We start from the raw sequence: 24,124 nt of genomic DNA on the forward strand, positions 1-24,124 counted from the left end.
TTATCGATAATGCTAACTGCCTCACAGAATTAGCACAATGGGTACATCGATGAAACAGATTTCACTTTCACAGGAGCTTACCGGTATCGGCCTGATGGTGCTGCTTACCGGTCAACTGTTGCCGATGATCGATTTTTCAATCGTTAACGTAGCACTGGAAGCGATCGCCCATTCACTTTCCGCCAGCCCGGCGGAACTGGAGCTGGTAGTGTCGGTTTATGGTGTGGCGTTTGCGGTGTCACTGGCGATGGGGGGCCGACTGGGCGATAACCTGGGGCGCCGCCGGGTGTTTATTATCGGCGTAGCGTTGTTCGGCGTGGCTTCGCTGTTGTGCGGCATCGCTCAGGCAGTATGGGTATTGCTGGCGGCCCGAGCGTTGCAGGGGGTTGGCGCGGCGCTGGTGGTGCCGCAGATTCTGGCGACTATTCATGTCTGCCTGCGTGGGCGTGAACATGCTCGGGCGCTGGGTTTTTATAGCGCTATCGGTGGGCTGGCTTTTGTGGTTGGGCAGGTACTGGGCGGCTTTCTGATTCAACTGGACATCGCTGGTTATGGCTGGCGCAGCGTGTTTCTGGTCAATCTGCCGGTCTGCCTGCTGGTACTGCTGTTGGCCCCGTCGCGCCTGCCGGATACTCGTGGTGAAAAACCGGTGGCGCTGGATATGCCCGGTACGGTGCTGCTGTCGCTGATGTTGGCTAGCCTGCTGTTCCCGCTGGCGTTGGGGCCAATCTGGCACTGGCCGTGGTCTTGTGTTGCGGTGCTGCTGAGCAGTCTGGTGTGGTTTGCGCTGTTGTGGCGGGTGGAGCGTCGTCAGACGGCACCGTTGCTTCCGCCTGCATTATTTAGGCTGCCGGGGATTCGCTTCGGTTTATTGCTGGCATTGCTGTTTTTCTCCAGTTGGAGCGGCTTTATGTTTGCCGTTGCCTATACCCTGCAATCCGGTGCCGGTTTTACCCCGTTGCAGTCGGGCAACAGTTTTATCGGGCTGGGGTTGTCCTACTTTGTTGCATCGCTATTCAGTGGCCGCCTCACTACCCGGATTGGCAACATTGGGGTGTTGTTAACCGGATGCGCCATCCAGATGAGCGGACTGGCGCTGTTGATGGCATCGCTGGCGTGGCGCTGGCCGGTATCGGTGCTGCAATTGCTGCCCGCCACCATGATGATTGGCTTTGGTCAAGCGTTCATCGTCAGTAGCTTTTATCGCATTGGGCTGTCTGATGTGCAGACGCACCAGGCGGGCGCGGGTAGCGCGCTACTTTCTACCATGCAACAGGCGTCATTAGGGTTGGGGCCGATTGTGCTGGGTACGGTGCTGGTACAGGTGCTGCACACCAGCGGAGGGAGTTTTGCCAGCGCGTTGATTGCCACATTAATGGCGGAATGGGGACTGATGCTGGTATTGGTGCTGTGTGCATTGCGTAATCGGGTGACACTGGCGCATCCGCGTCCCGCAGCTTGATGGAGAGAGCGGCGATAAGGTTATTGAGATAAAAAAATGCCAGTCGGTTGACTGGCATGGTTAACGCGGAGATTACGGGCCGAACTTATTTCAGTACGGCGATAGCAGCGTCGTAATCCGGCTCAGTGGTGATCTCGTTTACCAGCTCGCTGTGCAGCACGTTGTCATTTTCGTCCAACACCACGACAGCGCGTGCAGTCAGGCCTTTCAGCGGGCCTTCAGCAATGGCTACACCGTAGTTTTCTTTGAATTCCGCACCGCGCAGGGTGGACAGCACCACCACATTGTTCAGACCTTCAGCACCGCAGAAGCGAGACTGGGCGAACGGCAGGTCAGCAGAGATGCAAACGACAACGGTGTTATCCAGGCTGGATGCCAACTGATTGAATTTGCGCACGGATGCGGCGCATACGCCGGTATCGATACTTGGGAAAATATTCAGGACTTTGCGCTTGCCTGCGTAGTGGCTCAGCGCCACGTCAGAGAGGTCTTTGGCAACCAGTGAAAACGCCGGTGCTTTGCCGCCGACTGCCGGGAAAGATCCTGCTACCGGCACCGGGTTACCCTGGAAATGTACATTTGTTGACATGCTTACGTCCTTCATTACAGGTGGTTAACATGTCGTTCAGTGTAGGGCAACATGATCAACATTGGTATAAAAAATTATGGGTCAGTAGCCGGGTCAAGGCGGTCAAATAGCGGTGATTGGCGCTGTCGGCAGCAATCACCGGCAACTCGGCGGTGATACAGTGCAGGTCGCGCTCGGCACACCAACTGCCAAAGGAACCCGGTGTCGGGTATCCCACGCTGTCGACCTGCGGCAGCGCGAATTCACGCGCCAGCCAGCCGCCAAGCTGAGAACTCAGGGGGTCATCAATGCAGGCTAGCGGTTCATGAAAGGACACCACCCACGGCGGCGCTAACTGGTCGATCAGGCGGCACAACGCCTGGGTTTCTGGCTCGGAGCCGGGGCTATCACCGGTGGAGAGCTGCACGTCGCGCACCGGGGTGTCTTCACTCCAGCGGTAGAGGGTGCCATCCGGCTGCCAGTTGGCGGCTGGGAAATTACGGTTGAGATCAACGCCACTGGCGTTGGCACGCAGGCCCAGCTGGCAGCCATCCGGGTTGACCGCCAGCACCACATGATGCGCCCGGCTGCCCGGCGGTAGCGAACGCAACGCACAGGAGAGCGCCACTACCGATGCGGTTTCGTCGCCGTGCGTACCGGCAAGGATCAACCCGCTGTGTTTCCCTTCCACCTCTGCCGGAAACCACAGCAGCGGTGCGCCCAGTCGTGAACGGCCATACTCCAGTCCGGGGGCAGCAAAGAACCCGCGCTCGGTACGGGGGCGGTAAAGAAACTCAGCGTCTGTCATGGCGGCATCCTGAACAGTAGTCGGCAATGTTTTGCCTGATGATAACAAAAATCCATGTTGGCGGTGGACGCTTGTCCGAAATCGCGGGGCGCTCCGCAAACCGCTATTGCGCCACTGGCTGGAGGGACCTGTTTGAGACTATGATAACTGCCAGCCTGATAACGATTTTTTCAGTAGATATGCCCTAAATACTTTGGGGTGCCGGGTAGCTTAGGTTTAAGGACACAACATGCAATTTCGTTATTCCGCAGTTTCCGTGGGCGTGATTTCCGCCGTCCTGATGACAGCTTTGATAACCCCGGCGGGTGCGGCGCAGGTTCCTCCTGGTACGGTTCTGGCGGACCGACAGGAAATTGTCCGTCATATCAAGGATGAACCGGCTTCGCTAGACCCGATTAAAGCGGTGGGGTTGCCAGAGATTCAGGTGATTCGCGATCTGTTCGAAGGGCTGGTGAATCAGGATGCTCAGGGTAACCCTATTCCCGGCGTCGCCCAGCGTTGGCAGACTAACGACAACCGCACCTTTATTTTTACGCTGCGCCCTGATGCGCGCTGGTCGAACGGCGATCCGGTAACCGCTAAGGATTTTGTCTACAGCTGGCGGCGGCTGGCGACGCCGCAAAATACCTCGCCGTTTAGCTGGTTCATCCGGCTGGCGGGGATCGTCAATGCGGATGATGTCCTGTCTGGCAAGCTGCCTGCTGACAAGCTGGGGGTGATCGCGGTTGACGATCACACGTTAAAGGTACAACTGAGTAAGCCGGTGCCTTATTTTATTAACCTGATGGCTAATTTCAGCCTTTACCCAGTGCACCAGGCCACGATAGAAAAATACGGTAATGAGTGGACCAAACCGGGCAATCTGGTCGGCAACGGTGCCTTTGTGCTTCACGACCGTGTAGTCAATGAAAAACTGGTACTGGTGCCGAATAACCATTACTGGGATCACGCCAATACCCGGTTGACGCAGGTGACCTTCGTGCCAATCAATCAGGAATCGAATGCTGCCAAGCGTTATCAGGCGGGTGATATCGATATCACCGAGTCGTTTCCCAAGAATCAGTACCAGAAACTGCTGAAGGACTTGCCGGGGCAGGTCTTTACCCCTGAGCAGCTCGGTACTTATTACTATGCGTTCAACACACAACGCGCGCCGACCAACGATGTGCGGGTACGTAAGGCGCTGTCTTATGCCATCGACCGTAAGATTATCGCCGAGAAAGTGTTGGGCACCGGCGAAAAACCGGCCTATCGTTTTACGCCGGATGTCACTGCCGGGTTCAAACCACAGCAGGGACAGTTACAGCAGTATTCGCAGGCTGAACTGGATATGCAGGCCAAAGCGCTGATAACGGCGGCCGGTTATGGCCCGTCCAGACCGCTGAAACTGACGCTGTTGTACAATACGCAGGAAGTGCATCAAAAAATCGCCATTGCGGTTGCGTCGATGTGGAAAACCAAACTGGGCGTAGACGTGAAACTGGTGAATCAGGAATGGAAAACCTATATCGACAGCCGTAATACGGGGAATTTTGATGTCATACGTGCCTCATGGATTGGTGATTACAACGAACCGTCTACCTTCCTGTCACTGCTAACCGCCAGTCATAGCGGTAACATCGCCCGCTTCAACAACGCCGATTATGATCGGCTGATGGCGGATACCGCCGGGCAGACTGACCGCAAGGTACTGAACGAAGATTACAACCACGCGGAGCAGATTTTGGCGGAGCAAGCGCCAATTGCGCCGATTTATCAGTACACCAATGGGCGGTTGATTAAACCTTGGGTGAAAGGCTATCCCATCACGAATCCTGAGGATGTCGCCTACAGCCAGACGCTCTATATTTTGAAACACTGAGTGGCGAGCGATGGTTAAGCGCGATATTACGCGTGCGCTTCGCTCAGGCTCGTTGCATACGGCGGAGGATGCATCCCTTTCCGATTGCAGTCATTGATGCAGACAGTAAGATGGACGCCGTGTACATAGAGGGAGGTAACCTGTGGAAGTGACTGAAAGTAGAGCTATCCGACACACTGGTGCCGTCTTTACCTGTCAGTTGGACGGCAGGGGCGGCATTCTGCCGCTAGTGGAGAACGCGCTGGGTGAGGAGGCGCTCCTGCCTGCCTGGCTGCATCTTGATTCGACACAACCGGCCAGCGTGCGCTGGCTGCATGAAACTACCCTGTTGCCGGATAGCGTGCGTAACGCGCTGGCGGGGGAGAGTGCTCGTCCTCGCGTAGTACGGCTTGGTGAAGGCACGCTGGTGACCCTGCGCAGTATCAATTACAACCCGAATGCCCGGCCGGATGAGCTGGTGGCGATTCGGGTGTTTATCTCTGATCGCCTGATTGTCTCCACCCGACGTCGTAAAGTGGCGGCGATTGATGAGGTGCTGAGCGACCTGAAAGAGGGCAATGGACCTGCCAACAGCGGCGATTGGATGGTGTCTATCGCCGAGGCGTTAACGGATCACACCAGTGAATTTATTGATGAGCTGCACGAAAAAATCATTGATCTGGAGGATGCGCTGCTGGAACAACGTATCCCGCCGCGTGGCGAACTGGCGCTGATTCGCAAGCAACTGATCGTATTACGTCGCTACATGACGCCGCAGCGTGATATTTTCTCGCGCTTGTCCGGCGAGAAGTTTGGCTGGATGCAGGATGACGACCGCCGTCGTATGCAGGAGATTGCCGAGCGTCTTGGTCGCGGTCTGGAAGATTTGGACGCCAGTATCGCGCGAACCACCGTCATTGCCGATGAAATCACCACGTTGATGACCGACGCCATGAACCGGCGCACTTATACCATGTCGCTGCTGGCGATGGTTTTCCTGCCTACTACGTTTTTGACCGGGTTGTTTGGTGTCAATCTGGGTGGAATTCCGGGAGCCAACAGTGGCATTGGATTTGGTGTATTTTGCCTGATGTTGGTGTTGTTGGTCTGTGGCGTTGCCTGGTGGTTAAAACGCAGTAAATGGCTGTGAGTAGTACGGCGAAATTATTGCGTGGGGTATCACACAACCGCCGGTGGTGATAAAAACCATGGCTAATATTGAGCAATATCAACATTCTTGGGCTATGTCTGCGGCACTATCCTTCTCGCAGGTGAATGCAACGTCAAGCGATGGACGTTGCGCTCCATATTGTCTTACTTCCTTTTTTGAATTACTGCATAGCACAATTAATTCACACCATGCCGACGTTTTGTCGGCTTTTTTTTGCCCGCGATTCCGGTTCGTGCCATGCCAGAATACGTGCTTGCGATGTGTCTGTGAATGGCGGGAGCCTTGTCTGAACAGCCGTTTTAATCAGAAATGACGGCATGACAGTGAGGGGGCATTGGCGACCGTTAAGCCGCCGATGAATTAACGAATCTCCAGCACGTTCAGTCGTTCCAGCGGGCGGGCGTTGTCGTCTTCATCCTCATCCGGCTGCCAGCCGACCGGCTGTAATGGCATGTCTTCACGGTCGAACGCCAGATCGCCGCCGTCCACCACCTCGCTGCCCTGACGAATCGATTTGAAATCGAACAGGTTGGTGTCGCACAGATGCGACGGCACCGCATTCTGCATGGCGCTGAACATGGTTTCGATTCGGCCGGGGTAGCGTTTGTCCCAGTCACGCAGCATGTCTTTGATCACCTGACGTTGCAGGTTGGGCTGCGAGCCGCACAGATTACACGGGATGATTGGGAACTGGCGTGCGTCGGCAAAACGCTCAATGTCTTTTTCACGGCAATACGCCAGCGGGCGGATCACCACATGTTTACCGTCGTCGCTGACCAGTTTCGGCGGCATACCTTTCAGTTTCCCACCGTAGAACATGTTCAGAAACAGCGTTTGCAGAATATCGTCACGGTGATGACCCAGTGCAATCTTGGTGGCACCCAGTTCAGTGGCGGTGCGGTATAAAATACCGCGGCGCAGGCGTGAGCAAAGCGAACAAGTGGTCTTGCCTTCCGGAATCTTCTCTTTGACGATGCCGTAGGTATTCTCTTCCACAATCTTGTATTCGACGCCGATGCTGTCCAGATACTGTGGCAGCACATGCTCCGGGAACCCCGGCTGTTTCTGGTCCAGATTCACCGCTACCAGCGAGAAATCCACTGGCGCGCTTTGCTGCAGATTGCGCAGGATCTCCAGCATGGTATAGCTGTCTTTGCCGCCAGACAGACACACCATGATCCGATCACCGTCTTCAATCATGTTGAAATCGGCAATCGCCTCGCCCACGTTGCGACGCAGACGCTTTTGCAATTTGTTGAGGTTGTACTGCTGCTTAGGTGTAACAGATTGATTTTCTGACATTTAACGGTAACTCGTGTTCATGGGGCCGGTGCTCCAGCATTGCTGGGGGCTAAGTGTACCATTAAGTGCGCGGTAGGGGAGTCTGGTGGCACCATAAATACGAGAGGGAGAATACTTATGGCACTCCAGGCTCACTGTTTAGCGTTTCTATCCGACGATAGTTTTCTGCCGCCTGACAGGTAGCCAGCCAATCATAATATGCTCTGCTTTCTGGAATGACTTATAACGTGCCAGCTCAATCGCCAATGATACACACCTATTTTTAAATTTAGGTGTGTATCAATATAGCTATGTTATGAATAGACACATCATACATTAATTATTTTAATTTTTCTTATCCCAACCAAATTTCAAGATGACATTCTGGAGTTTTTTTGCGTATTCTGGGTCAGTTGCGTATCCAGATGATTGTAAACCTTCAGCCCATTTCATGGGGTTTTTACTATTAAACAAATCTTTATATCTCTTGTTTCCTCTCAAAAAAGATGCATGATCCCTTAAACTATCTGATGATGACTGATATGCTCTAAATTTCCCTACTATCTTTATTTTTTTCTTTTCCTTTGTTCCTTTAACTGGTACGTATTCTGTTGTGAGTATATTAACGTATTTCCCTCCGTTTTTTATATATTTATCATTGGCTTTTATGCCAAATAAATTATTGCTAACTTCTTTGCTGTTTATATCTATGGGAACTCTCTTTCCGTATCCTGACTCTAAAATAGCTTGAGCTGCAGTAATAGCTGCGGGTACACCTGTCTCATTTTCCAGAGCAAGTGCTTCTTTATATATTTTCTCTACAAAATCACGATTTTCTTTAGGTAAGTCTGATTTTTTTTGTTTTTTCTCTTTAGGTAGTGTGTTTTTGATCTCTTTCTCTTTAATCTCTGGTTTTTTAGGATTATTTTTTTGGGGGGCTGAATTAGACTTACTATGCCTTGGTTCGGGTAATACGACGCTTCCTGACTGATAACTCTCAATAAACACATTGCCATCTGCTAAGTCATTCTTATACTTCAGTGCGGAAGTACCATTTGCATCCACGGCCCCTTCGATACCTTTGGCTGCTTTTATTGCTCCACCAATGCCACCGATATGCCGTGCTTTGAGAATGCCAGCAATTTCATTTTGAGTCATTTCTGGCTTAATGACTCCCTTTTTAACTAAGTACGCATAGGCTTTATCAGAATTGGTTTTAAACGCGTTGTCTTGTATCTCTGCACTGGACAGGTATTTTTCATAGTCCAGCCCATTCTTCCAATTTTTTTTATTTCTCAGAAAGCGGGTCATACCGCCGGATTTTCCCCATTTATACTCATTTTTGAATCCGTCCGCTTTCATGGCTGCAATAACGGCATTTGCTCCACCTGCGATCAATCCGGCTTCAGCCAGCCAGCTTGCTCCTGCCTGATAACGACCGAGATATCCGGCTGAATTGCGAATATCTAATTTACCCCCTGCGCTTTCTGTGGCCGCCGTTGAAGCTATCAGTGCGCGAGTGTGAGCATCATCCAGGCCTTCAATATTGCCTTGTTTATATGTGGAACCGGTCACGAGTGCGCGTTGAATGATACTACTCTTGCCTGATGGGACTGGCGTATTGATTTTTTGTGCGGGAGCAGTAGGTAAAGATATTGAGTCCAATCGGCTGGGTGGTACGTCGGTATTGTCCGAAGGTTTAGGTGTAGCAGACTTCAATAAGGATTGGCTTGTAAAACCATGAACGCTGCCCGCCAGTCGCGACAACGGTGCAGCCATGCCGGACATCAGCTTGCTTAACTGGCTTCCCGCGGCGGCGTAATCAGGCGTAAACGGCGGAGTGGCTGGTTCTTGCTGTGCGGCCGGTTCGATTGTGGGCGTGGCGGCAGTCGGTGCAGGCGTCGGTTGGCTGGGTGGGGTGGCATTGGTTGCCGCTGGCTGTGTTGGTGCCTCCACAGGCGGCATGGGCGTCTGTGGTGGGGAAAATTTAGGCAGCGGCGGAACCGTTGTCACCGGTAGTGGCGGTGTTGGCTGGCTGGCGGTGGTTGGTGCTGATGACGGCCGTGCGGATTCTGGTGCAGATAACCGAATATTGTCCAGCCCGGTTGATGGAGAAGTGGAATAATTAGACGCCGCATTGCTGGCCTCTGATGTATTTTGTCGTGACTGAGTGTTTATTTCAGTTTTCTTCGAAAAAGAGCGTGTTTTTTTTATCACGACGAAGAGTTGTTTCCGGGTGGTGTTATTTTTTTTCATGGGCGTTTAATAGTCATGTTATTTGGCGTAAATCATGATGATTAACGCCAACTGGATAAATGGGCGGCCGCTTCAGCGTTATTACGATCTGAAGTTAGGTGTATTTAAGCGTCATGAAGAAGAACGATGGTGTTATATTATCGTTTGTGCGCAATTAAACTATTCAGGCATGTTGGGTGGTGGCTCAGCAAACAGGTTGATGGATCGCCAGATGTAAGCTGGTGGTTGTCGATACGGATAAATATCCCCCGACTTACCCCTTTTTCATGCCATCAACCCCCAGAATCATTGCTATCCTGTGGGGACAACTCATTACCTGCATGTGTGCGTTTGGCAGGAGATGACAGGAAACTGGCCCGGCTCCCTTATCGGGGCGATTGTTGGCAAAAAGAGAAAAATACCCATGAAGAAACTGTTCCTGGCCGTGGCGGCCACGGCGATGCTGTCAGGATGTTCTATATTCAGCACGAAAACAACGAGCCTGAACAGTATGTTTGTCTCGCCGTATTACTTTTCCTACTCCACCGCCCATGTGTTGCAGGGCAATACCAACTGGGTCGATTCCGTTTACCTGACGGGGAACCCGGCGCGCTGGGATGAGATTCGCGGCACCTATAAAGCGGCGATGCCGAAGATTACCCTTAACTATCGGGTTGAGTCGTCCGGCGGTGGTTATCGGATTACCTATAACGGCATGGTGAATTATCTATTGTCGGCACGGCATGGCGTTGAAAACGGCAAGGATATGATTGAGGGCGAAAGCGTACGCCAGTTCATCATCCCACAGCGTACCGCGGTGGTCAGTATGGATAAGAAGGCGATGCTGACTCTGACCGATGACATTAAGGTTGAAGTGTCGTTGATAGAGAAAGTCGAGATGCACTCGATTGAGGATCGCTAACCGAACAATGGCGACAACAGTATAAAGGCTGTAGCGAGTTCCCTGGCTTCAAGAAAACCGGCATTCCTGCCGGTTTTTTTACTGCTGATAACAGCGAAAAGGTGTTCAGAAGCTTTCCCAGCCCTGCTGGCTCTGGCGGCTTTGATTGTCAGACATTAGTCTGGCCTGGCTCAAAGCGAGAGCAGGGGGGCGACTGGTGGGCCGCGTCGTGTGCTGGGGTAATAACGGCTGATTATCCTGCGCCAGTCGAAAATGGCTCACCAGCGTTTCCAGTTGTATCGATTGCTCTTCCAGCGAACTGGCGGACGACGCGGATGCCGTCACCAGCGATGCGTTTTGCTGGGTGGTGGAGTCCAGCTCGCCGACTGCGCTGGCGATCTGTTCAATGCCGCGGCGCTGCTCATCAGACGCTGAGGCGATCTCACCGATGATGTCATTGACGCGTGAAACCGAGAGCAGAATTTTTTGCATGGCATCACCGGCTTCCGCCGCCAGCATCGAACCCGTATCAATACGGGTCACGGACTCGGCGATCAGGCTGGCGATCTCACGAGCGGCTTGAGCACTGCGTTGTGCCAGATTACGTACCTCGCCAGCGACCACCGCGAAACCGCGACCTTGTTCACCGGCACGCGCGGCTTCCACCGCAGCGTTAAGCGCCAGAATATTAGTCTGAAAGGCGATGCTGTTGATGACGTCGGTGATATCGGAGATTTTTTTCGAGCTAACGGCGATGTCATTCATGGTATTGACCACGTTTTGTACCACGCCACCGCCCGTGTGTGCGTCTCGGGATGCCTCTGCGGCGATTTGGCTGGCATGGCGGGCGTTATCGGCGTTGTTTTTCACCGTTGAGGTCAGCTGTTCCATGCTGGCGGCCGTCTGCACGACAGCGGCGGATTGCTGCTCGGTGCGGGACGACAGCTCGTGGTTACCGTGGGCGATTTGCGCTGCGGAGGCCGCCACGCTGCTTACGCTGTCGCGAATATTGCCGATCATCTGACGCAACCGCTCGTTCATACCCGCCATCGCGGCGGTTAACTGGCCGAGTTCATCGTGACGGTCGGTTTCGATGCTGGCAGTCAGGTCGCCGCTGGCGATACGTTCTGCCAGCGCCAGGTTATGGGATACTGGCGCAGTAATCTGGCGGGTGATATAGCGCGATATCAGCAAGCCGAATACCAACGCCAGCAAGGCGAATGCGGAAGCACCGGTGATGGCGTCGCTGGTGAGTGTGGTGTTGATTTCGCTCAGGCGGCTGATGACCTCTTTAGCGATATTGCTGACATTATCGCCATCGTTTTTCACGGCTGCCTCAGCGCCTGACAGCGACTGGTAAGCATTCAGATAATTTTCCGCCCCGGTTTTCAGGCTGACGACGTTACCCCAGAGCTCATCCAGCGCTGTTTTCTGATCGGCAGGAAGCAGGGCAGACAGGTCGTGGTAACTTTTTTCGATATCGCTGAAACGGCTTTGCAGGCTGCTAAGCGCGGCGGGTGTGCGCTCAATCACCACGGCATCGGCTGTCGCTTTGTAAGACGCCAGCGTCAGAGCCAGTGCCGTCGCTTTTTCCCGGTCGCTGTCGGATGCAAACGCGGTGGCCGCCAGGCTGCTGCGAAAGCGGGAGATAGCGCTGTCGACCGAAATGCGGTTGAACCGGGCACTGGCGTCGGTCAGTGCCTGCTTGGCGCGGGCCATGTCGCTGATGGATTGCTGTAGTGCGGCCTGGTATTTCTGCATATGGGCCAGCGGATCCCTGAATTCGCTTTCGGTATATAACTGGCGACCTTGCGCCAGATTTTTAGCCAGGTCATTGCTGTAGCTGAGCATGGTGTCGTAAGGCTCATTGTCATTGCTGGCGAAATATTTTGTTCTGGCGATTTTGACCTGAAAAATATCCATGATGACGGTGTGCATCAGGTCGGTCTTGCCGTAGTACGCCTTGATGGTCGAAAAGCGGTGGATACTCAGTGCTGAGGAAAGAACCACTAAAAACAAGATCATTGCAAAACCCAGGTACAGCTTGGTTGCGACATGCATGTCAAAAAAACGTTTTCTTGCAGATGCCATTATCTACTCCCGTTGGCGATGGCGCTGATTGCTTATCAGCCTAACCATTAATCGACCAACGGTTTGCAGCCTTTAGTGGCTGAAAAATAAGATCATATAATGTAGCGCCCTGACAATAATTGTATTTGTTACTTACCGTGAGTAAAAACATGAGAGGTAAAAAACAGGGCTGAATCGCCGCGGCTCACACCGCAAAAAAGTGGTCAAAGAGCGGTATAAAGCAGTAAGGTAAATAGGATTAGGCCGAGTTCTGCTGCGTGGCGGCAAAATCGGCTAATGACCTTTCATTTTTACGACATTTCATATTCACGACACAGGAATCGACAAAACATGACTATGCCGCAATGGCTGCTGGCTGGTGCCACCCTGATGCTGGTGGCCTGCAGTGGCGGACAAACCGAATCGGCGCAGGCTCCGGAATCCATCGCGCCGCAACGTGCGATGTGGCAAGGGCAAGGCACGCCAGCAGAGGTGAACTGTACGCTGGCCGGGGGGCGCATGGGGGTTTCGCGTCAACTGAGTGGAGCGAGTATCGGCACCTGTTTGCTGGCTAATGGCAAGCGCTGTGACGAAACGGCGCTGATGAGTGGCAGTTGTCCGGCGGGATAAGCCGCGTGAGCGAACAACCGGCGGCCAGCGCCACCGGCAGATGCGATGCAGGGGATGCCCCTGCATAGAGATAGTGTTGCTTATTTTGACGCGCCGAATACCGACACTGCCTGCGCCATACTGGCAATTTGCTGTTGCAGATGCCCGGTGGCGGAGTTGGACTGGCTGGCCAGCGCCGTATTCTGATGGGTCAGTTCATCGATACGGTTGACCGCGTCGTTGATCTGCTGCAACCCCTGCGACTGCTCCCTGGTGGCCTGGCTGATGTCGTTCATCAGATGGGTGACGTCCTGCACTTTGACCAGTATGTTATTCATCGAGCGATTGGTATGCGCAACTTGCTGATCGCCCGCGCGAATGCTGGACAGTGTGTTATCAATGAGCGCGGCGATATCCTTGGCGGAAGCGGCGCTGCGTTGCGCCAGCGAGCGGACTTCGCTGGCCACTACCGCAAAACTCTTGCCTTGTTCTCCGGCATGAGCGGCCTCCACTGCGGCGTTGATCGCCAGAATATTGGTCTGGAATGACAGGTTGTCCAGCACGCTGATGATATCGGTAATACGCTCGCTGGCGCGGGTGATCGCCACCATGGTATTGGCGACTTCCGTGACGGCCTGTTCACCCACATTAACCACCTGATTCACGTCTTCCGCGTACTGCGATGCACGCAGCGAGGCGTCGGCATTGCTCTTGATCGTGGCGGTTAACTGCTCCACCGAGGCGGCAGTTTGCTGCAAACTCTCTTCAGTTTTTTCACAACACTCCGCCAGAATATGATTGCCCTGCGCGATTTCGCTACAGGCAATTTTCAACTCTTGCAGATTAGCGTTGACGTCATCGACAAAGGTGCGGAAGTTCATACCGGATTGGTTGACGGCGCGCATCAACATACCGATCTCATCGGCGCGATTAAGTTGGGTCAGGCTATTGGCCTGACCGGCCGCAGATCGCATCGCCTGTTCCAGAATCTGTTCCACCGGCCTGGCGACGTGTTGCACCAGCAGTTCGCAGAACAGGCAGGCGAACGCTATCAATGCTGGGAACAGCCCCCAGACCAGCGCCGTTTTGGGCAGCAGCGCAAACGCGACGGCCAAGGGCAGCAACCCCAGCAGCCCAAAGTAGCTGCGGATGCGCCAGCGCAGCGGCATGGTTTTGAACAGGCTTAACCATTTCAGTGGGCCAGTGTAAACCAGCAGACCATGATGGAAGGCACGGTTCTTCAACATGCCTTGATTCACCTGGGCATAGAGCGCTTCGGCCTGGCTGATTTCCTCTTCCGTCGCCGCGGTACGTACCGACATGTAGCCCATCAGTTTGCCGTCTCGCTTTAACGGCGTCGTGCTGGAGCGTACCCAGTAATGGTCACCATCCTTACGACGGTTTTTGACCACCCCGGTCCAGATTTTTCCGGCTTTTAGGGTATTCCACATGTCTGCGAAGGCGGAGGGTGGCATATCAGGATGGCGGATAATATTATGCGGCTGATTCATCAGTTCTTCCGGCTCGTAGCCGCTGACTTTGATGAAATCGGCGTTGGCGTAGGTAATGCGGCTATCAGGGGTAGTCACCGACATCAGTTTGGTCCTGGCATCCAGCGGATACTGACGCTGACTGACTGGATAATTTTTACGCATGGAGCATCCCTTTTTGCGATATTGAAGGGTAAAGCAGGTCCGTATTGTTTGAATAAGCAACAATATTGATGAATGTATAATCCGGGCAGGATTGACGTTCGCGCCACGGCGTTACAGAGCCTGTAACCGGTGTGTGGTGTAGTTAGATACTGCGCTTATGTAAAAATTTTATCATGATCAGGTAATTGACATGTACGGATTTTGCGGGGGAATGTGAACTGAATGGTGACTTTTAGTGCATAAACCGTAACTATTCGCACGGAATGATAACGTGATGACGACCGGGATAATCCTGAAACATAAAGTATGTTGAAGTTAATGCGCTATGCAGGCTGGCTGGCTGTGGTGACGTTAGTACTGGTGCTGGGCGTGGCGACCGCCTGCTGGACCATGCCGCGTTGGCTGCCGGTATTGCTGCGGCCCTATTTGCCCGATGGCGTCGGCCTTGTGTTGAATGAGTCGCCAGGCTGGCGGCAAGGCGGATTCTGGCTGCCGGATGTGCAATTGCGTCTGGCACAGTGTCAGCCTGCTACGCTGTCGGGCCTGCTGGTTCGCTATCGGGAAGGGCGTTGGCGGCTGGAGGCGGAGTCGCTGACGCTGGATGCAGCCTGCTTGCCGCAATGGCCGGTTTCGTCCGGCGTGGCTCCCCCATTACTGGCTCAGTGGCAGCAGCGGCTGCCGGAAGCTGAATTGATTTTGCACCATTTCGCGATCACCCCCTGGTTGACCCAGGCTGGCAGCCTGCAACTCTCCACTGACGCATGGCGTCAACAACTCCGAATTCAGAGCGACCAGTTCCAGGTACAGGCTGAACTGCACGGCACCGCGTTGACGCTACAACAGGGCCAGATGCGTGCCACGACAGACCACCTGCCGGTTCAGCTCAACGGCGCGATGCAACTGGCACCCGCGCTTAACCACCTGCCTGAGCAGGGTGAAGTGCAGGGGCAACAACTGCCGCTGTGGTTACCGGAACCGGCCAGCGCCACACTGCGCTGGCATGGTAATCAGGGGGAGTTGACAGTCAGCGTGGCGTCGATGACAGAACCGTTGCTGACGCTGCCGTGGCAGGTGAGTGACGGTAACCTTCGCATTCATGACGGGCGCTGGCGCTGGCCGTACGCCAGCCAGCCGCTGACCGGTGGCATTGCATTGACGTTGTATGACGTACTGAATGTGCACGATCCGTTAAGGCTGGAGGCGCGGCTTAATGTTTTGACACAAGGGCATAACGGCCGCGCCAACGCCGTATTGTCGCTAGGGCCGGGCAATCTGGGGCTGACCGACAGTGATATCCGCTTTCAGCTGACCGGGCAGGCTAATCTGCCCGATCTGTCGATTTTTGCGTCGTTGCCGGGAACGCTGAAAGGTGCGGTACTGGATCCAACCGTGGTGCTGTTGCCCGGTTCGTTATTACGGGCCTGGGGGGAGCCGCGCCCGACGGTGACGCTGGAAGAGGCGCGCTGGCCGCTGGCTGGTATCCAGGTCACCCGGCAGGGAGTTAGTGGACGACTACAAGCGATTGTGAAGGTGCGCGATAGCTATTGGGGGCGTTTCCGGTTGCATCTTGATGGTAAGGCGCAACAGTTTTGGCCTGATAGCGGTGACTGGCGCTGGCGTTATTGGGGCGAAGGGCACTTGCCGCCGTTGCAGGGAAGTTGGGATATCGCCGGGCAGGGCCGCTGGCAGAATGAACTGATAGAGATAACGTCGTTATCCAGTGGTCTTAGCCAGCTCCATTACGGTGTCGTCACGGTTGAACAGCCGCGACTAACGCTGACCGAGCCGTTGCGTTGGCGACGTGATCCGGCAGCGGCCTCGCTGCAAGGCGCATGGCGACTGGCGGCGAAACAGGTGGATTTTCAGGGCGGCGGCATGTTGCCTGCCACTGAATTGACCGTTGATATGCACGGGCGCAATCCACAAGACTTTCAGTGGCGTGGTCAGTTGCAGGCGGCACCGGTTGGGCCTGTCCAACTCAACGGTCGCTGGGATGGAAAGCGCCTTCGCGGTAATGGGTGGTGGGCACCTCAGCCGCTGCGTGTATTCCAGACGTTGCTGCCGTCATCCTGGGAACTGGCGATGCGTTCCGGCCAGTTTTATGCGCAGACCGCGTTTTCGGCTGCTCGCGGCCAGGGGTTCCGTGCTGGCGGCCATTGGGTGGTAAAAGATGGGCGTGCCTGGTTGCAGGATGGTGAAGTCAGTGGCGTTAATTTTGTGCTGCCGTATCGGTTTGAAAACCACCACTGGCAACTGGGCATCTCCCGGCCGGTGACATTACGTATTAACCGGCTGGATAGCGTGTTCCCGATGCGGAATATCGACGTGCAGGTGTACGGGGCCTATCCCTACAGCGAACGTCGTCCGCTAACCCTCGCGCAGTTGGACATGGACGTGCTGGACGGTCATCTGTCGTTATCGCCCCTGCGCCTGCCTGCGCATGACACCGCCGTGTTGCGGTTGCAAGGTATCGACCTCGGTGAGCTGGTCACCCGGTTACGAGCGAAAAAATTGTCGATGTCCGGCCGGGTAAGCGGGGTATTGCCATTGAGTTTCAATCATTCTTCGATGCTGGTACAGGACGGTAAGCTCACGAATGACACGCCGTTGACGGTACAAATGGACCCGCAACTGGCGGACAAGCTGGCGCAAAACAGTGTGGCGAACGCCGCTGCGGTGGCCTGGCTACGTTATATGGAGATCGGTCGTTCCTGGGTCACGTTGGATCTCAGTCAGCGTGGTGAATTGACGCTGGTGTCGCGCATTACCGGTTACAGTGTGATGGAGGACCAGACGCGGCGCGATATTGTGCTGAATTACCGCCAGCAGGAGAACATTTTTCAACTATGGCGCAGCCTACGCTTTGGCGATAACCTGAAAGCGTCGCTGGAACAGCAGGCCGCAGAGTAAGAGTCATTGACGATGATAAAGGGGAATAAAATGAAGACAGCCTGTGCCGCGATGGCTGCCGCGTTGCTGGCCGGTTGCACCCCACGCATTGAGGTGGCGGCATCGAAAGAGCCGATCACCATCAACATGAATGTACGCATTGAGCACGACATTCGCATCCATACAGATAAAGAGACGGTACAACTGCTGGAGAAGTCGGATAACCGGGTTGGCGATCCGATCAAGAAAAGCGCGCCAACAGACGCGCAAGAGCGAGGCAAAGTGCAAGATAAAAAACAGGAAGACTGAAATCCGCCGTGTACCGCGACACGGAATGTTGCTGTCAAGGCAACACGGCGGTGAGTATGAGGGGGCGTTGACGCCTGATGGCTACGAGCTGAAGGCTATTACGCGGATGCCAGCTGTGACAGCTCTTCTTTCGCGCCTTGCAGTGCTTTCTGAGCCATATCCGGGCCGTAAGCGATACCTTCCGCAAACACAAATTCCACGTCGGTGATGCCGATGAAGCCCAGGAACAGACGCAGGTACGGGGCCAGCAGATCGCTCGGCGAATCTTTGTGGATACCACCACGGCTGGTCAGCACGATGGCACGTTTACCTTTCACCAGACCTTCCGGACCCTGCTCGGTGTAGCGGAACGTCACGCCAGCACGGGCGATAAAGTCGAAATAGTTCTTCAGTTGAGTCGGGATGCTGAAGTTGTACATCGGGGCGGCCAGCACGATGACATCGTGTGCCTGCAGTTCGGCAATCAGCTCGTCGGACAAGGCCAGCGCGTCTTGCTGACGCGGTGTCAGCGGTTTATCGGAAGGACGCATCGCACCAACCAGCTCACCATCCAGTACCGGTACAGGTTTAGCTGCCAGATCGCGCACGGTGATGGTGTCGGCGGGATGGGCTGCCTGCCAGGAAGCGGTAAAATGATCGGCCAATTGGTTAGACTGGGAGAAGTCAGCCAGAATACTTGATTTCAGAACGAGTACTTTGCTCATTGCCAATTCCTTGTTATGTGTGCCAGGGCGACAATTGCCACCGAATGAAAGCATCATAGGCGTGTTGCTGACAATGGGATAGCGTAATATTTCGAGTTCTTTGTTCGATTTTATTGAATGACGCCACCGAAATCGCGGTGCCGTGCGGTGGAATCCCATCCGATGGCGTATAGCCTGCGCGGTCAATGTGATACCATGCCCGCCGCACTATTTTATGCCTGCAATACAATCAGGTTATGCCCGCAGTACCAGCAGGGCACCGGAGCGTTGAACATCCTGGTTCAACCGTTATCCGGAAATCAGACAGTAAGGAATTGCACCGTGACATCACCTCTCCATGCGTTAGAACCCGAGCTTAATGCGCTAATGCTGCGTGACCGGCAACGTCTGCGCCGCCGTTTGCAAGGCGCGATGAAAGTGGCAAACCCACAAGCACAGGTTTCTATCGCGCAGGATATCCGCCAGGAAATTGACGCCGCGCGGCTACGGGTGGATCAGCGTAGGGCATCGTTGCCGCCGATACGTTATCCAGAGGCTTTGCCGGTTAGCCAGAAGCGTGAGGCGATCCTCAAGGCTATCCGTGACCATCAGGTGGTGATTGTCGCCGGGGAAACCGGTTCCGGTAAAACGACGCAGTTGCCGAAGATGTGTCTGGAACTGGGGCGTGGCGTTACCGGGTTGATCGGCCATACCCAGCCGCGTCGGCTGGCGGCCCGCAGCGTGGCGGATCGTATCGCTGAAGAACTGGAAACACCGCTGGGCAGCACGGTGGGTTACAAGGTGCGATTTAACGATCAGGTTGGTGACAACACGCTGGTCAAACTGATGACGGACGGTATCCTGCTGGCGGAGATTCAGCAGGACAGGTTGCTGATGCAGTACGACACATTGATCATCGATGAGGCGCACGAACGCAGCCTCAACATTGATTTTATTCTCGGTTACCTCAAGCAACTGCTGCCCAGACGGCCAGACCTTAAGGTTGTCATCACCTCTGCGACCATCGACCCGCAGCGTTTTTCGCGCCATTTCAATAACGCGCCAATTATTGAGGTGTCTGGGCGTACCTATCCGGTGGATGTCCGTTATCGACCCGTAGTAGAAGAAGCGCAGGACAGCGACCGTGACCAGTTACAGGCGATTCTGGATGCGGTGGACGAACTGTGCCGTGAAGGGCCGGGCGATATTCTGGTGTTCATGAGCGGCGAGCGGGAAATCCGCGATACGGCCGATGCGCTGAACAAGCAGGACTTGCCGCACACCGAGATTTTGCCGCTGTATGCGCGGCTTTCCAACCAGGAACAGAACCGGGTGTTCCAGTCTCACCACGGTCGTCGCATCGTGCTGGCGACCAACGTGGCGGAAACCTCGCTGACGGTGCCGGGCATTCGGTACGTGATCGACCCCGGCACCGCACGCATCAGCCGCTACAGTTATCGCACCAAGGTGCAGCGGTTGCCTATCGAGCCGGTGTCGCAGGCTTCTGCCAACCAGCGTAAAGGCCGTTGCGGCCGTGTGGCGGCAGGCATCTGTATCCGGCTCTATTCCGAACAGGATTTTCTCTCCCGCCCGGCGTTTACCGACCCGGAGATTTTGCGTACCAATCTGGCGTCGGTCATATTGCAGATGACGGCGTTAGGGCTGGGCGATATCGCGGCATTTCCGTTTGTCGAAGCGCCAGATAAACGCAACATTCAGGATGGGGTGCGGTTGCTGGAAGAACTGAGCGCGCTTGAAACCACCGACGATACGCGTTATCGGCTGACGGCGCAGGGGCGTCAGTTGGCGCAGTTGCCTATCGATCCGCGACTGGCGCGTATGGTGCTGGAAGCGCGCCAGACCAGCTGCGTGCGCGAGGTGATGATCATTACCGCCGCGTTGTCGATTCAAGACCCGCGCGAGCGCCCGATAGAGAAAAAGCAGGCGGCGGAAGAGAAGCACCGTCGGTTCGCTGATAAAGAGTCGGATTTTCTGGCTTTCGTCAAACTGTGGGATTACCTGCAAGAGCAGCAAAAAGCGCTGTCGTCCAGCCAGTTTCGTAAACTGTGCCGCAGCGATTACCTCAACTACCTGCGGGTGCGGGAATGGCAGGATATCTACACCCAGTTGCGTCAGGTGGTAAAAGAACTTGGCTTTCCGGTCAACAGCGAACCGGCGGATTACCGTAGCCTGCACGGCGCATTGCTGACCGGGCTGTTGTCTCACATCGGACAAAAAGACGTTGAAAAGCAGGAATTCAGCGGTGCGCGTAATACCCGTTTCGCTATTTTTCCCGGCTCGGGTCTGTTTAAAAAACCGCCGAAGTGGACCATGGTGGCGGAACTGGTGGAAACCAGCCGCCTGTGGGGGCGTATTGCTGCGCGGATTGAACCGGAATGGGTTGAGCCGCTGGCCCAACACCTGATCAAGCGCAGCTACAGCGAGCCGCACTGGGAGAAAGCGCAGGGCGCGGTGATGGCGCAGGAAAAGGTCACACTGTACGGTTTGCCGCTGGTGGCGGCTCGGAAAGTGAACTACGGGTCTATCGACCCAGTGATATCACGCGAATTATTCATTCGACATGCGCTGGTGGAAGGTGACTGGCAGACCCAACATGTGTTTTTCCGCGCGAATCAGAAACTGCGTTCGGAAGTGGAAGAGCTGGAGAACAAGTCACGCCGTCGTGACATTCTGGTGGATGACGAGACGCTGTTTGCGTTCTACGACCAGCGGCTTCCTCATGATGTGGTATCGAGCCGTCATTTTGACAACTGGTGGAAGCAGACATCGAAAACTCAACCGGAACTGTTGAATTTCGAGAAGGCGATGCTGATCAAGGACGGGGCGGAGCGTGTTAGTGCGCTCGATTACCCGAACCAGTGGCAGCAAGGCGAACTGCGTTTACGGCTCACCTATCAGTTTGAACCGGGGGCGGATGCTGACGGTGTTACCGTGCATATCCCGTTGCCGGTGCTGAATCAGGTCAAGGATGAGGGGTTCGAGTGGCAGATTCCGGGGCTACGTCGTGATGTGGTGATTGCGCTGATCAAGTCATTGCCCAAACCGATACGGCGTAACTTTGTGCCAGCACCTAACTACGCCGAAGCGTTTCTGGCGCGGGTCACGCCGCTGGAAAAAGCGCTGTTGGATGCGCTGGAACGCGAGTTGCGGCTGATGACGGGTGTGACGGTTGACCGTGAAGCCTGGCAGTGGGATCAGGTTCCCGATCATCTTAAAATCACCTTCCGGGTAGTGGACGATAAAAATCGAACCCTGCGTGAAGGTAAAAACCTGCGGGAACTGAAAGAGCAGTTGCAGGAAAAAGTACAGCAAACCTTGTCAGCGGTGGCGGATGACGGTATCGAACAGCGTGATCTGCATATCTGGAGTTTCGGCGATTTACCGCAACGTTACGAGCAGAAACGCGGCGGGTACGCGGTGAAAGCCTATCCGGCACTGGTGGACGAGAAGGACAGCGTGGCGATTCGTCTGTTCGACTCGCCGCACCAGCAACAGCAGATGATGTGGCGTGGTCAGCGCCGTTTGCTGCTGCTGAATATTCCGTCGCCCATCAAGTATTTGCATGAAAAACTGCCTAACAAGGCCAAGCTGGGGCTGTATTTCAACCCATACGGCAAGGTGCTGGAGCTGATCGACGACTGCATCGCCTGCGGTGTGGACAAACTGATGGCGCAGGCGGGCGGCCCGGCATGGAAAGAGGACGAATTTCGCCAGTTGCACGAACGGGTACGGGCGGAATTGAATGATACCGTGGTGGATATCGCTCGCCAGGTGGAGCAGATGTTGACCACCGTGTTTAACATCAATAAGCGCTTGAAAGGCCGGGTGGACATGGCGCTGGCTTTGGCGTTAAGCGATATCAAGACGCAGATGAGCGGGTTGGTGTTCCGAGGTTTCGTCACCGACAACGGTTGGAAGCGGTTGCCGGATGTACTGCGCTATTTGCAGGCCATCGAGCGTCGGCTGGATAAACTGGCGCAGGACGTACACCGCGACCGCGCGCAAATGTTGAAAGTGGAGCAGGTGCAGCAGGCCTGGCAGCAGTGGCTGAACAAGTTGCCGCCGGAACGGCGTGAAGATGACGACGTGAAAGCCATTCGCTGGATGATCGAAGAGTTGCGCGTCAGCTATTTCGCCCAGCAACTGGGCACGCCTTATCCTGTTTCCGATAAACGTATTTTGCAGGCGATGGGGCAGATTGACGGGTAAGTCGCCAACGGTAGGCGGTGCTTGAGAGCGTGGTAAGCATGTCCAGGTGTTAACGCACCGGTATTTCAGACAGAAATACCGGTGCAGGTGGATGGTGGATTAGCGATCCTTCTTGGCCAACGTTTCCAACTGCTGGCGGATGGCGGTGACCGCCACGGCGCGGTTGTCGGCGAGCTGGCGGTTGCTGGCGTCCGGTGCGGAGCTTTGAATACCCATCAGCACCCAACTACCAGCGGTTTTCAGCATCAACGGTGAACCGCTGTCACCCGGCAGGGTATCGCACCGGTGTGCCATCACCGCTTTGTGCACCCAACCGGTAATCAGGCAATCCTGATGACGATACAGCGTATCCTGATGGTCTTCCGGGTAACCGGCCTGGGTGACCTTCTGTTGCGCGGCTTCCAGCGCCGCTTTCAGTTCTTCCTGTGTTCCCTGCCAGACAGGCAGTGGGCGGATACCCGGTGGGGTCTGCTTCAGCCTAATCAGTGCGAAATCCCACGGTGCAGCAGCAGGCGGGACGACCCAACCGTCGCCGTCTGCTTTCAGCATTTTGGCTAGCTTTTTGTTGGTCAGCGCTTCAATTTTATCGGTTTCATAACGCCAGCCGTTCTCTGTTGCCAGAAAACGTAACGCTACCGGTTTATCCAGCACGCCAGGCGGTGCGACCACACAGTGACCAGCTGTTAGCGCCAGATGCGGCGAGATCAGCGTCGCGGTGCAGAGGTTGCCGCTGGTGGTTTCCAGTTGACCAATGGCTTGCCACGGCCATTGGGTGGTATCCGGCACCTTGTCACGGTCATCATGATTAAAGAACAGAATCTGTTTTTGTTTTTCCGTCGTGGCTGACGGTTCGTTGTCGGCCCACGCAGAAGCGGCGAGCAGGCTTAATGAACATAACAACCAGGCTGATATGCGCATGTAATGGATGGCCTTTAAAGATGAAGGGCAGCGTATTAACCGTTATCAATCCACGTTAAACGTAACATGCCAGGATTAGGCAGAAAACCACGGATTGGTTGGTCAGGTGAATCGGATGACCCGGTTTGGACGCGCAGATGGGAACAACATCGGGTTACAGGAAGAACACCACGATAACCAGTGCGCAGATAAGCAGGAAGGACAGCACGATTTCAAATGAGTAGCGTCGCAGCATTATCCGGTCCCCATGAAACAAACACCCGGAGGACCGGGTGTTTGATAGCGCTATTGTCATGCCGGTGGTGATGGAGCGTACCCCTGACTACCGGTGTTCATGACCATTAACAATCACTTTGGTGAATTAAGCAGCCGGAGCCATTTTAGCTTTTTTCACTTTTTTGTGTTTTTTAGCAGCCTGGGCTTTCTGGGCAACCGGAGCTTTTTTCTTGGCTACTTTTTTGTGTTTTTTGGCAGCCTGAGCTTTCTGAGCAACCG

Annotated in this window: 18 protein-coding genes; 10 read left to right on the top strand and 8 right to left on the bottom strand. The window is 54.8% G+C overall.

The genetic code is table 11. The features are described from left to right. The first annotated feature begins 49 nt into the window (after positions 1-49). Complete coding sequence (locus OB87_RS13200) at positions 50-1,462, top strand: MFS transporter (protein ID WP_033569907.1); 1,413 nt, start codon at positions 50-52, stop codon at positions 1,460-1,462. Between the two features lie 85 nt (positions 1,463-1,547). Here OB87_RS13200 and tpx read toward each other — a convergent pair whose 3' ends face one another. Further along, positions 1,548-2,051: a thiol peroxidase gene (gene tpx, locus OB87_RS13205; RefSeq protein WP_033569882.1), complete on the bottom strand. Its 504-nt coding sequence runs from the start codon at positions 2,049-2,051 to the stop codon at positions 1,548-1,550. Between the two features lie 55 nt (positions 2,052-2,106). After that, positions 2,107-2,838, bottom strand: a complete 732-nt coding sequence (mpaA, locus tag OB87_RS13210) for a murein tripeptide amidase MpaA (RefSeq protein WP_033569883.1) — start codon at positions 2,836-2,838, stop codon at positions 2,107-2,109. 229 nt (positions 2,839-3,067) lie between these two features. Between mpaA and OB87_RS13215 the strand changes: the two genes are divergently transcribed. Continuing rightward, positions 3,068-4,699 carry a peptide ABC transporter substrate-binding protein gene (locus OB87_RS13215; RefSeq protein ID WP_033569884.1) on the top strand — a complete coding sequence of 544 codons (1,632 nt, stop codon included), beginning with the start codon at positions 3,068-3,070 and terminating at the stop codon, positions 4,697-4,699. 142 nt (positions 4,700-4,841) lie between these two features. Beyond that, entirely contained in the window at positions 4,842-5,828 is a 987-nt protein-coding gene (zntB, locus tag OB87_RS13220; RefSeq protein WP_033569885.1) for a zinc transporter ZntB, read from the top strand. Positions 5,829-6,209: 381 nt separating this feature from the next. Here the strand turns inward: zntB and ttcA are convergent, their stop codons facing one another. Together ttcA and OB87_RS19485 are read right to left on the bottom strand one after the other, a co-directional pair. Further along, entirely contained in the window at positions 6,210-7,151 is a 942-nt protein-coding gene (gene ttcA, locus OB87_RS13225; RefSeq protein ID WP_033569886.1) for a tRNA 2-thiocytidine(32) synthetase TtcA, read from the bottom strand. A 324-nt stretch (positions 7,152-7,475) separates the two neighbouring features. Then, on the bottom strand, positions 7,476-8,909 hold the full coding sequence (locus OB87_RS19485) for a glycoside hydrolase family 73 protein (protein ID WP_235425277.1): 1,434 nt from the start codon (positions 8,907-8,909) through the stop codon (positions 7,476-7,478). A 61-nt stretch (positions 8,910-8,970) separates the two neighbouring features. Here OB87_RS19485 and OB87_RS19490 point away from each other — a divergent pair, with 61 nt between their 5' ends. The 3 genes from OB87_RS19490 (at position 8,971) to OB87_RS13235 (ending at position 10,287) form a co-directional block, all read left to right on the top strand. Next, entirely contained in the window at positions 8,971-9,255 is a 285-nt protein-coding gene (locus OB87_RS19490; RefSeq protein ID WP_050515715.1) for a hypothetical protein, read from the top strand. Positions 9,256-9,420: 165 nt separating this feature from the next. Further along, entirely contained in the window at positions 9,421-9,603 is a 183-nt protein-coding gene (locus tag OB87_RS20680) for a hypothetical protein (protein WP_148042901.1), read from the top strand. Between the two features lie 186 nt (positions 9,604-9,789). Further along, positions 9,790-10,287, top strand: a complete 498-nt coding sequence (locus tag OB87_RS13235; RefSeq protein WP_033569887.1) for a hypothetical protein — start codon at positions 9,790-9,792, stop codon at positions 10,285-10,287. 105 nt (positions 10,288-10,392) lie between these two features. Here OB87_RS13235 and OB87_RS13240 read toward each other — a convergent pair whose 3' ends face one another. Continuing rightward, positions 10,393-12,357, bottom strand: a complete 1,965-nt coding sequence (locus tag OB87_RS13240) for a methyl-accepting chemotaxis protein (RefSeq protein WP_033569888.1) — start codon at positions 12,355-12,357, stop codon at positions 10,393-10,395. A gap of 330 nt (positions 12,358-12,687) precedes the next feature. Here OB87_RS13240 and OB87_RS13245 point away from each other — a divergent pair, with 330 nt between their 5' ends. Further along, positions 12,688-12,966: a putative hemolysin gene (locus OB87_RS13245; protein WP_050515716.1), complete on the top strand. Its 279-nt coding sequence runs from the start codon at positions 12,688-12,690 to the stop codon at positions 12,964-12,966. Positions 12,967-13,046: 80 nt separating this feature from the next. Here OB87_RS13245 and OB87_RS13250 read toward each other — a convergent pair whose 3' ends face one another. Continuing rightward, positions 13,047-14,600 (bottom strand): methyl-accepting chemotaxis protein, encoded by a 1,554-nt coding sequence (locus OB87_RS13250; RefSeq protein WP_033569890.1) that lies wholly within the window; start codon positions 14,598-14,600, stop codon positions 13,047-13,049. Positions 14,601-14,906: 306 nt separating this feature from the next. Between OB87_RS13250 and OB87_RS13255 the strand changes: the two genes are divergently transcribed. Then, positions 14,907-17,510: a YdbH family protein gene (locus tag OB87_RS13255; protein WP_033569891.1), complete on the top strand. Its 2,604-nt coding sequence runs from the start codon at positions 14,907-14,909 to the stop codon at positions 17,508-17,510. Between the two features lie 30 nt (positions 17,511-17,540). Beyond that, complete coding sequence (locus OB87_RS13260) at positions 17,541-17,798, top strand: YnbE family lipoprotein (protein ID WP_033569892.1); 258 nt, start codon at positions 17,541-17,543, stop codon at positions 17,796-17,798. 98 nt (positions 17,799-17,896) lie between these two features. On the opposite strand, the gene OB87_RS13265 is transcribed toward OB87_RS13260, so the two are convergent. Further along, complete coding sequence (locus OB87_RS13265) at positions 17,897-18,502, bottom strand: FMN-dependent NADH-azoreductase (protein ID WP_033569893.1); 606 nt, start codon at positions 18,500-18,502, stop codon at positions 17,897-17,899. Between the two features lie 321 nt (positions 18,503-18,823). Between OB87_RS13265 and hrpA the strand changes: the two genes are divergently transcribed. Then, positions 18,824-22,711: an ATP-dependent RNA helicase HrpA gene (gene hrpA / locus OB87_RS13270; RefSeq protein WP_072025478.1), complete on the top strand. Its 3,888-nt coding sequence runs from the start codon at positions 18,824-18,826 to the stop codon at positions 22,709-22,711. 99 nt (positions 22,712-22,810) lie between these two features. Here the strand turns inward: hrpA and OB87_RS13275 are convergent, their stop codons facing one another. Next, the gene (locus OB87_RS13275; RefSeq protein ID WP_033569895.1) at positions 22,811-23,629 is read right to left on the bottom strand and encodes a trypsin-like serine peptidase; all 819 of its coding nucleotides are present in this window, start codon (positions 23,627-23,629) and stop codon (positions 22,811-22,813) included. Positions 23,630-24,124 lie beyond the last annotated feature (495 nt).

The sequence above is a fragment of the Dickeya undicola genome, assembly GCF_000784735.1.
Classification (GTDB): Bacteria; Pseudomonadota; Gammaproteobacteria; order Enterobacterales; family Enterobacteriaceae; genus Dickeya; species Dickeya undicola.

Coding starts and splice junctions, on each gene's coding strand:
- OB87_RS13200 (WP_033569907.1), top strand. CDS start 50: ATGAAACAGATTTCACTTTCACAGGAGCTTACCGGTATCGGCCTGATG.
- tpx (WP_033569882.1), bottom strand. CDS start 2,051: ATGTCAACAAATGTACATTTCCAGGGTAACCCGGTGCCGGTAGCAGGA.
- mpaA (WP_033569883.1), bottom strand. CDS start 2,838: ATGACAGACGCTGAGTTTCTTTACCGCCCCCGTACCGAGCGCGGGTTC.
- OB87_RS13215 (WP_033569884.1), top strand. CDS start 3,068: ATGCAATTTCGTTATTCCGCAGTTTCCGTGGGCGTGATTTCCGCCGTC.
- ttcA (WP_033569886.1), bottom strand. CDS start 7,151: ATGTCAGAAAATCAATCTGTTACACCTAAGCAGCAGTACAACCTCAAC.
- OB87_RS19485 (WP_235425277.1), bottom strand. CDS start 8,909: ATGGCTGCACCGTTGTCGCGACTGGCGGGCAGCGTTCATGGTTTTACA.
- OB87_RS20680 (WP_148042901.1), top strand. CDS start 9,421: ATGATGATTAACGCCAACTGGATAAATGGGCGGCCGCTTCAGCGTTAT.
- OB87_RS13235 (WP_033569887.1), top strand. CDS start 9,790: ATGAAGAAACTGTTCCTGGCCGTGGCGGCCACGGCGATGCTGTCAGGA.
- OB87_RS13240 (WP_033569888.1), bottom strand. CDS start 12,357: ATGGCATCTGCAAGAAAACGTTTTTTTGACATGCATGTCGCAACCAAG.
- OB87_RS13245 (WP_050515716.1), top strand. CDS start 12,688: ATGACTATGCCGCAATGGCTGCTGGCTGGTGCCACCCTGATGCTGGTG.
- OB87_RS13250 (WP_033569890.1), bottom strand. CDS start 14,600: ATGCGTAAAAATTATCCAGTCAGTCAGCGTCAGTATCCGCTGGATGCC.
- OB87_RS13255 (WP_033569891.1), top strand. CDS start 14,907: ATGTTGAAGTTAATGCGCTATGCAGGCTGGCTGGCTGTGGTGACGTTA.
- OB87_RS13260 (WP_033569892.1), top strand. CDS start 17,541: ATGAAGACAGCCTGTGCCGCGATGGCTGCCGCGTTGCTGGCCGGTTGC.
- OB87_RS13265 (WP_033569893.1), bottom strand. CDS start 18,502: ATGAGCAAAGTACTCGTTCTGAAATCAAGTATTCTGGCTGACTTCTCC.
- OB87_RS13275 (WP_033569895.1), bottom strand. CDS start 23,629: ATGCGCATATCAGCCTGGTTGTTATGTTCATTAAGCCTGCTCGCCGCT.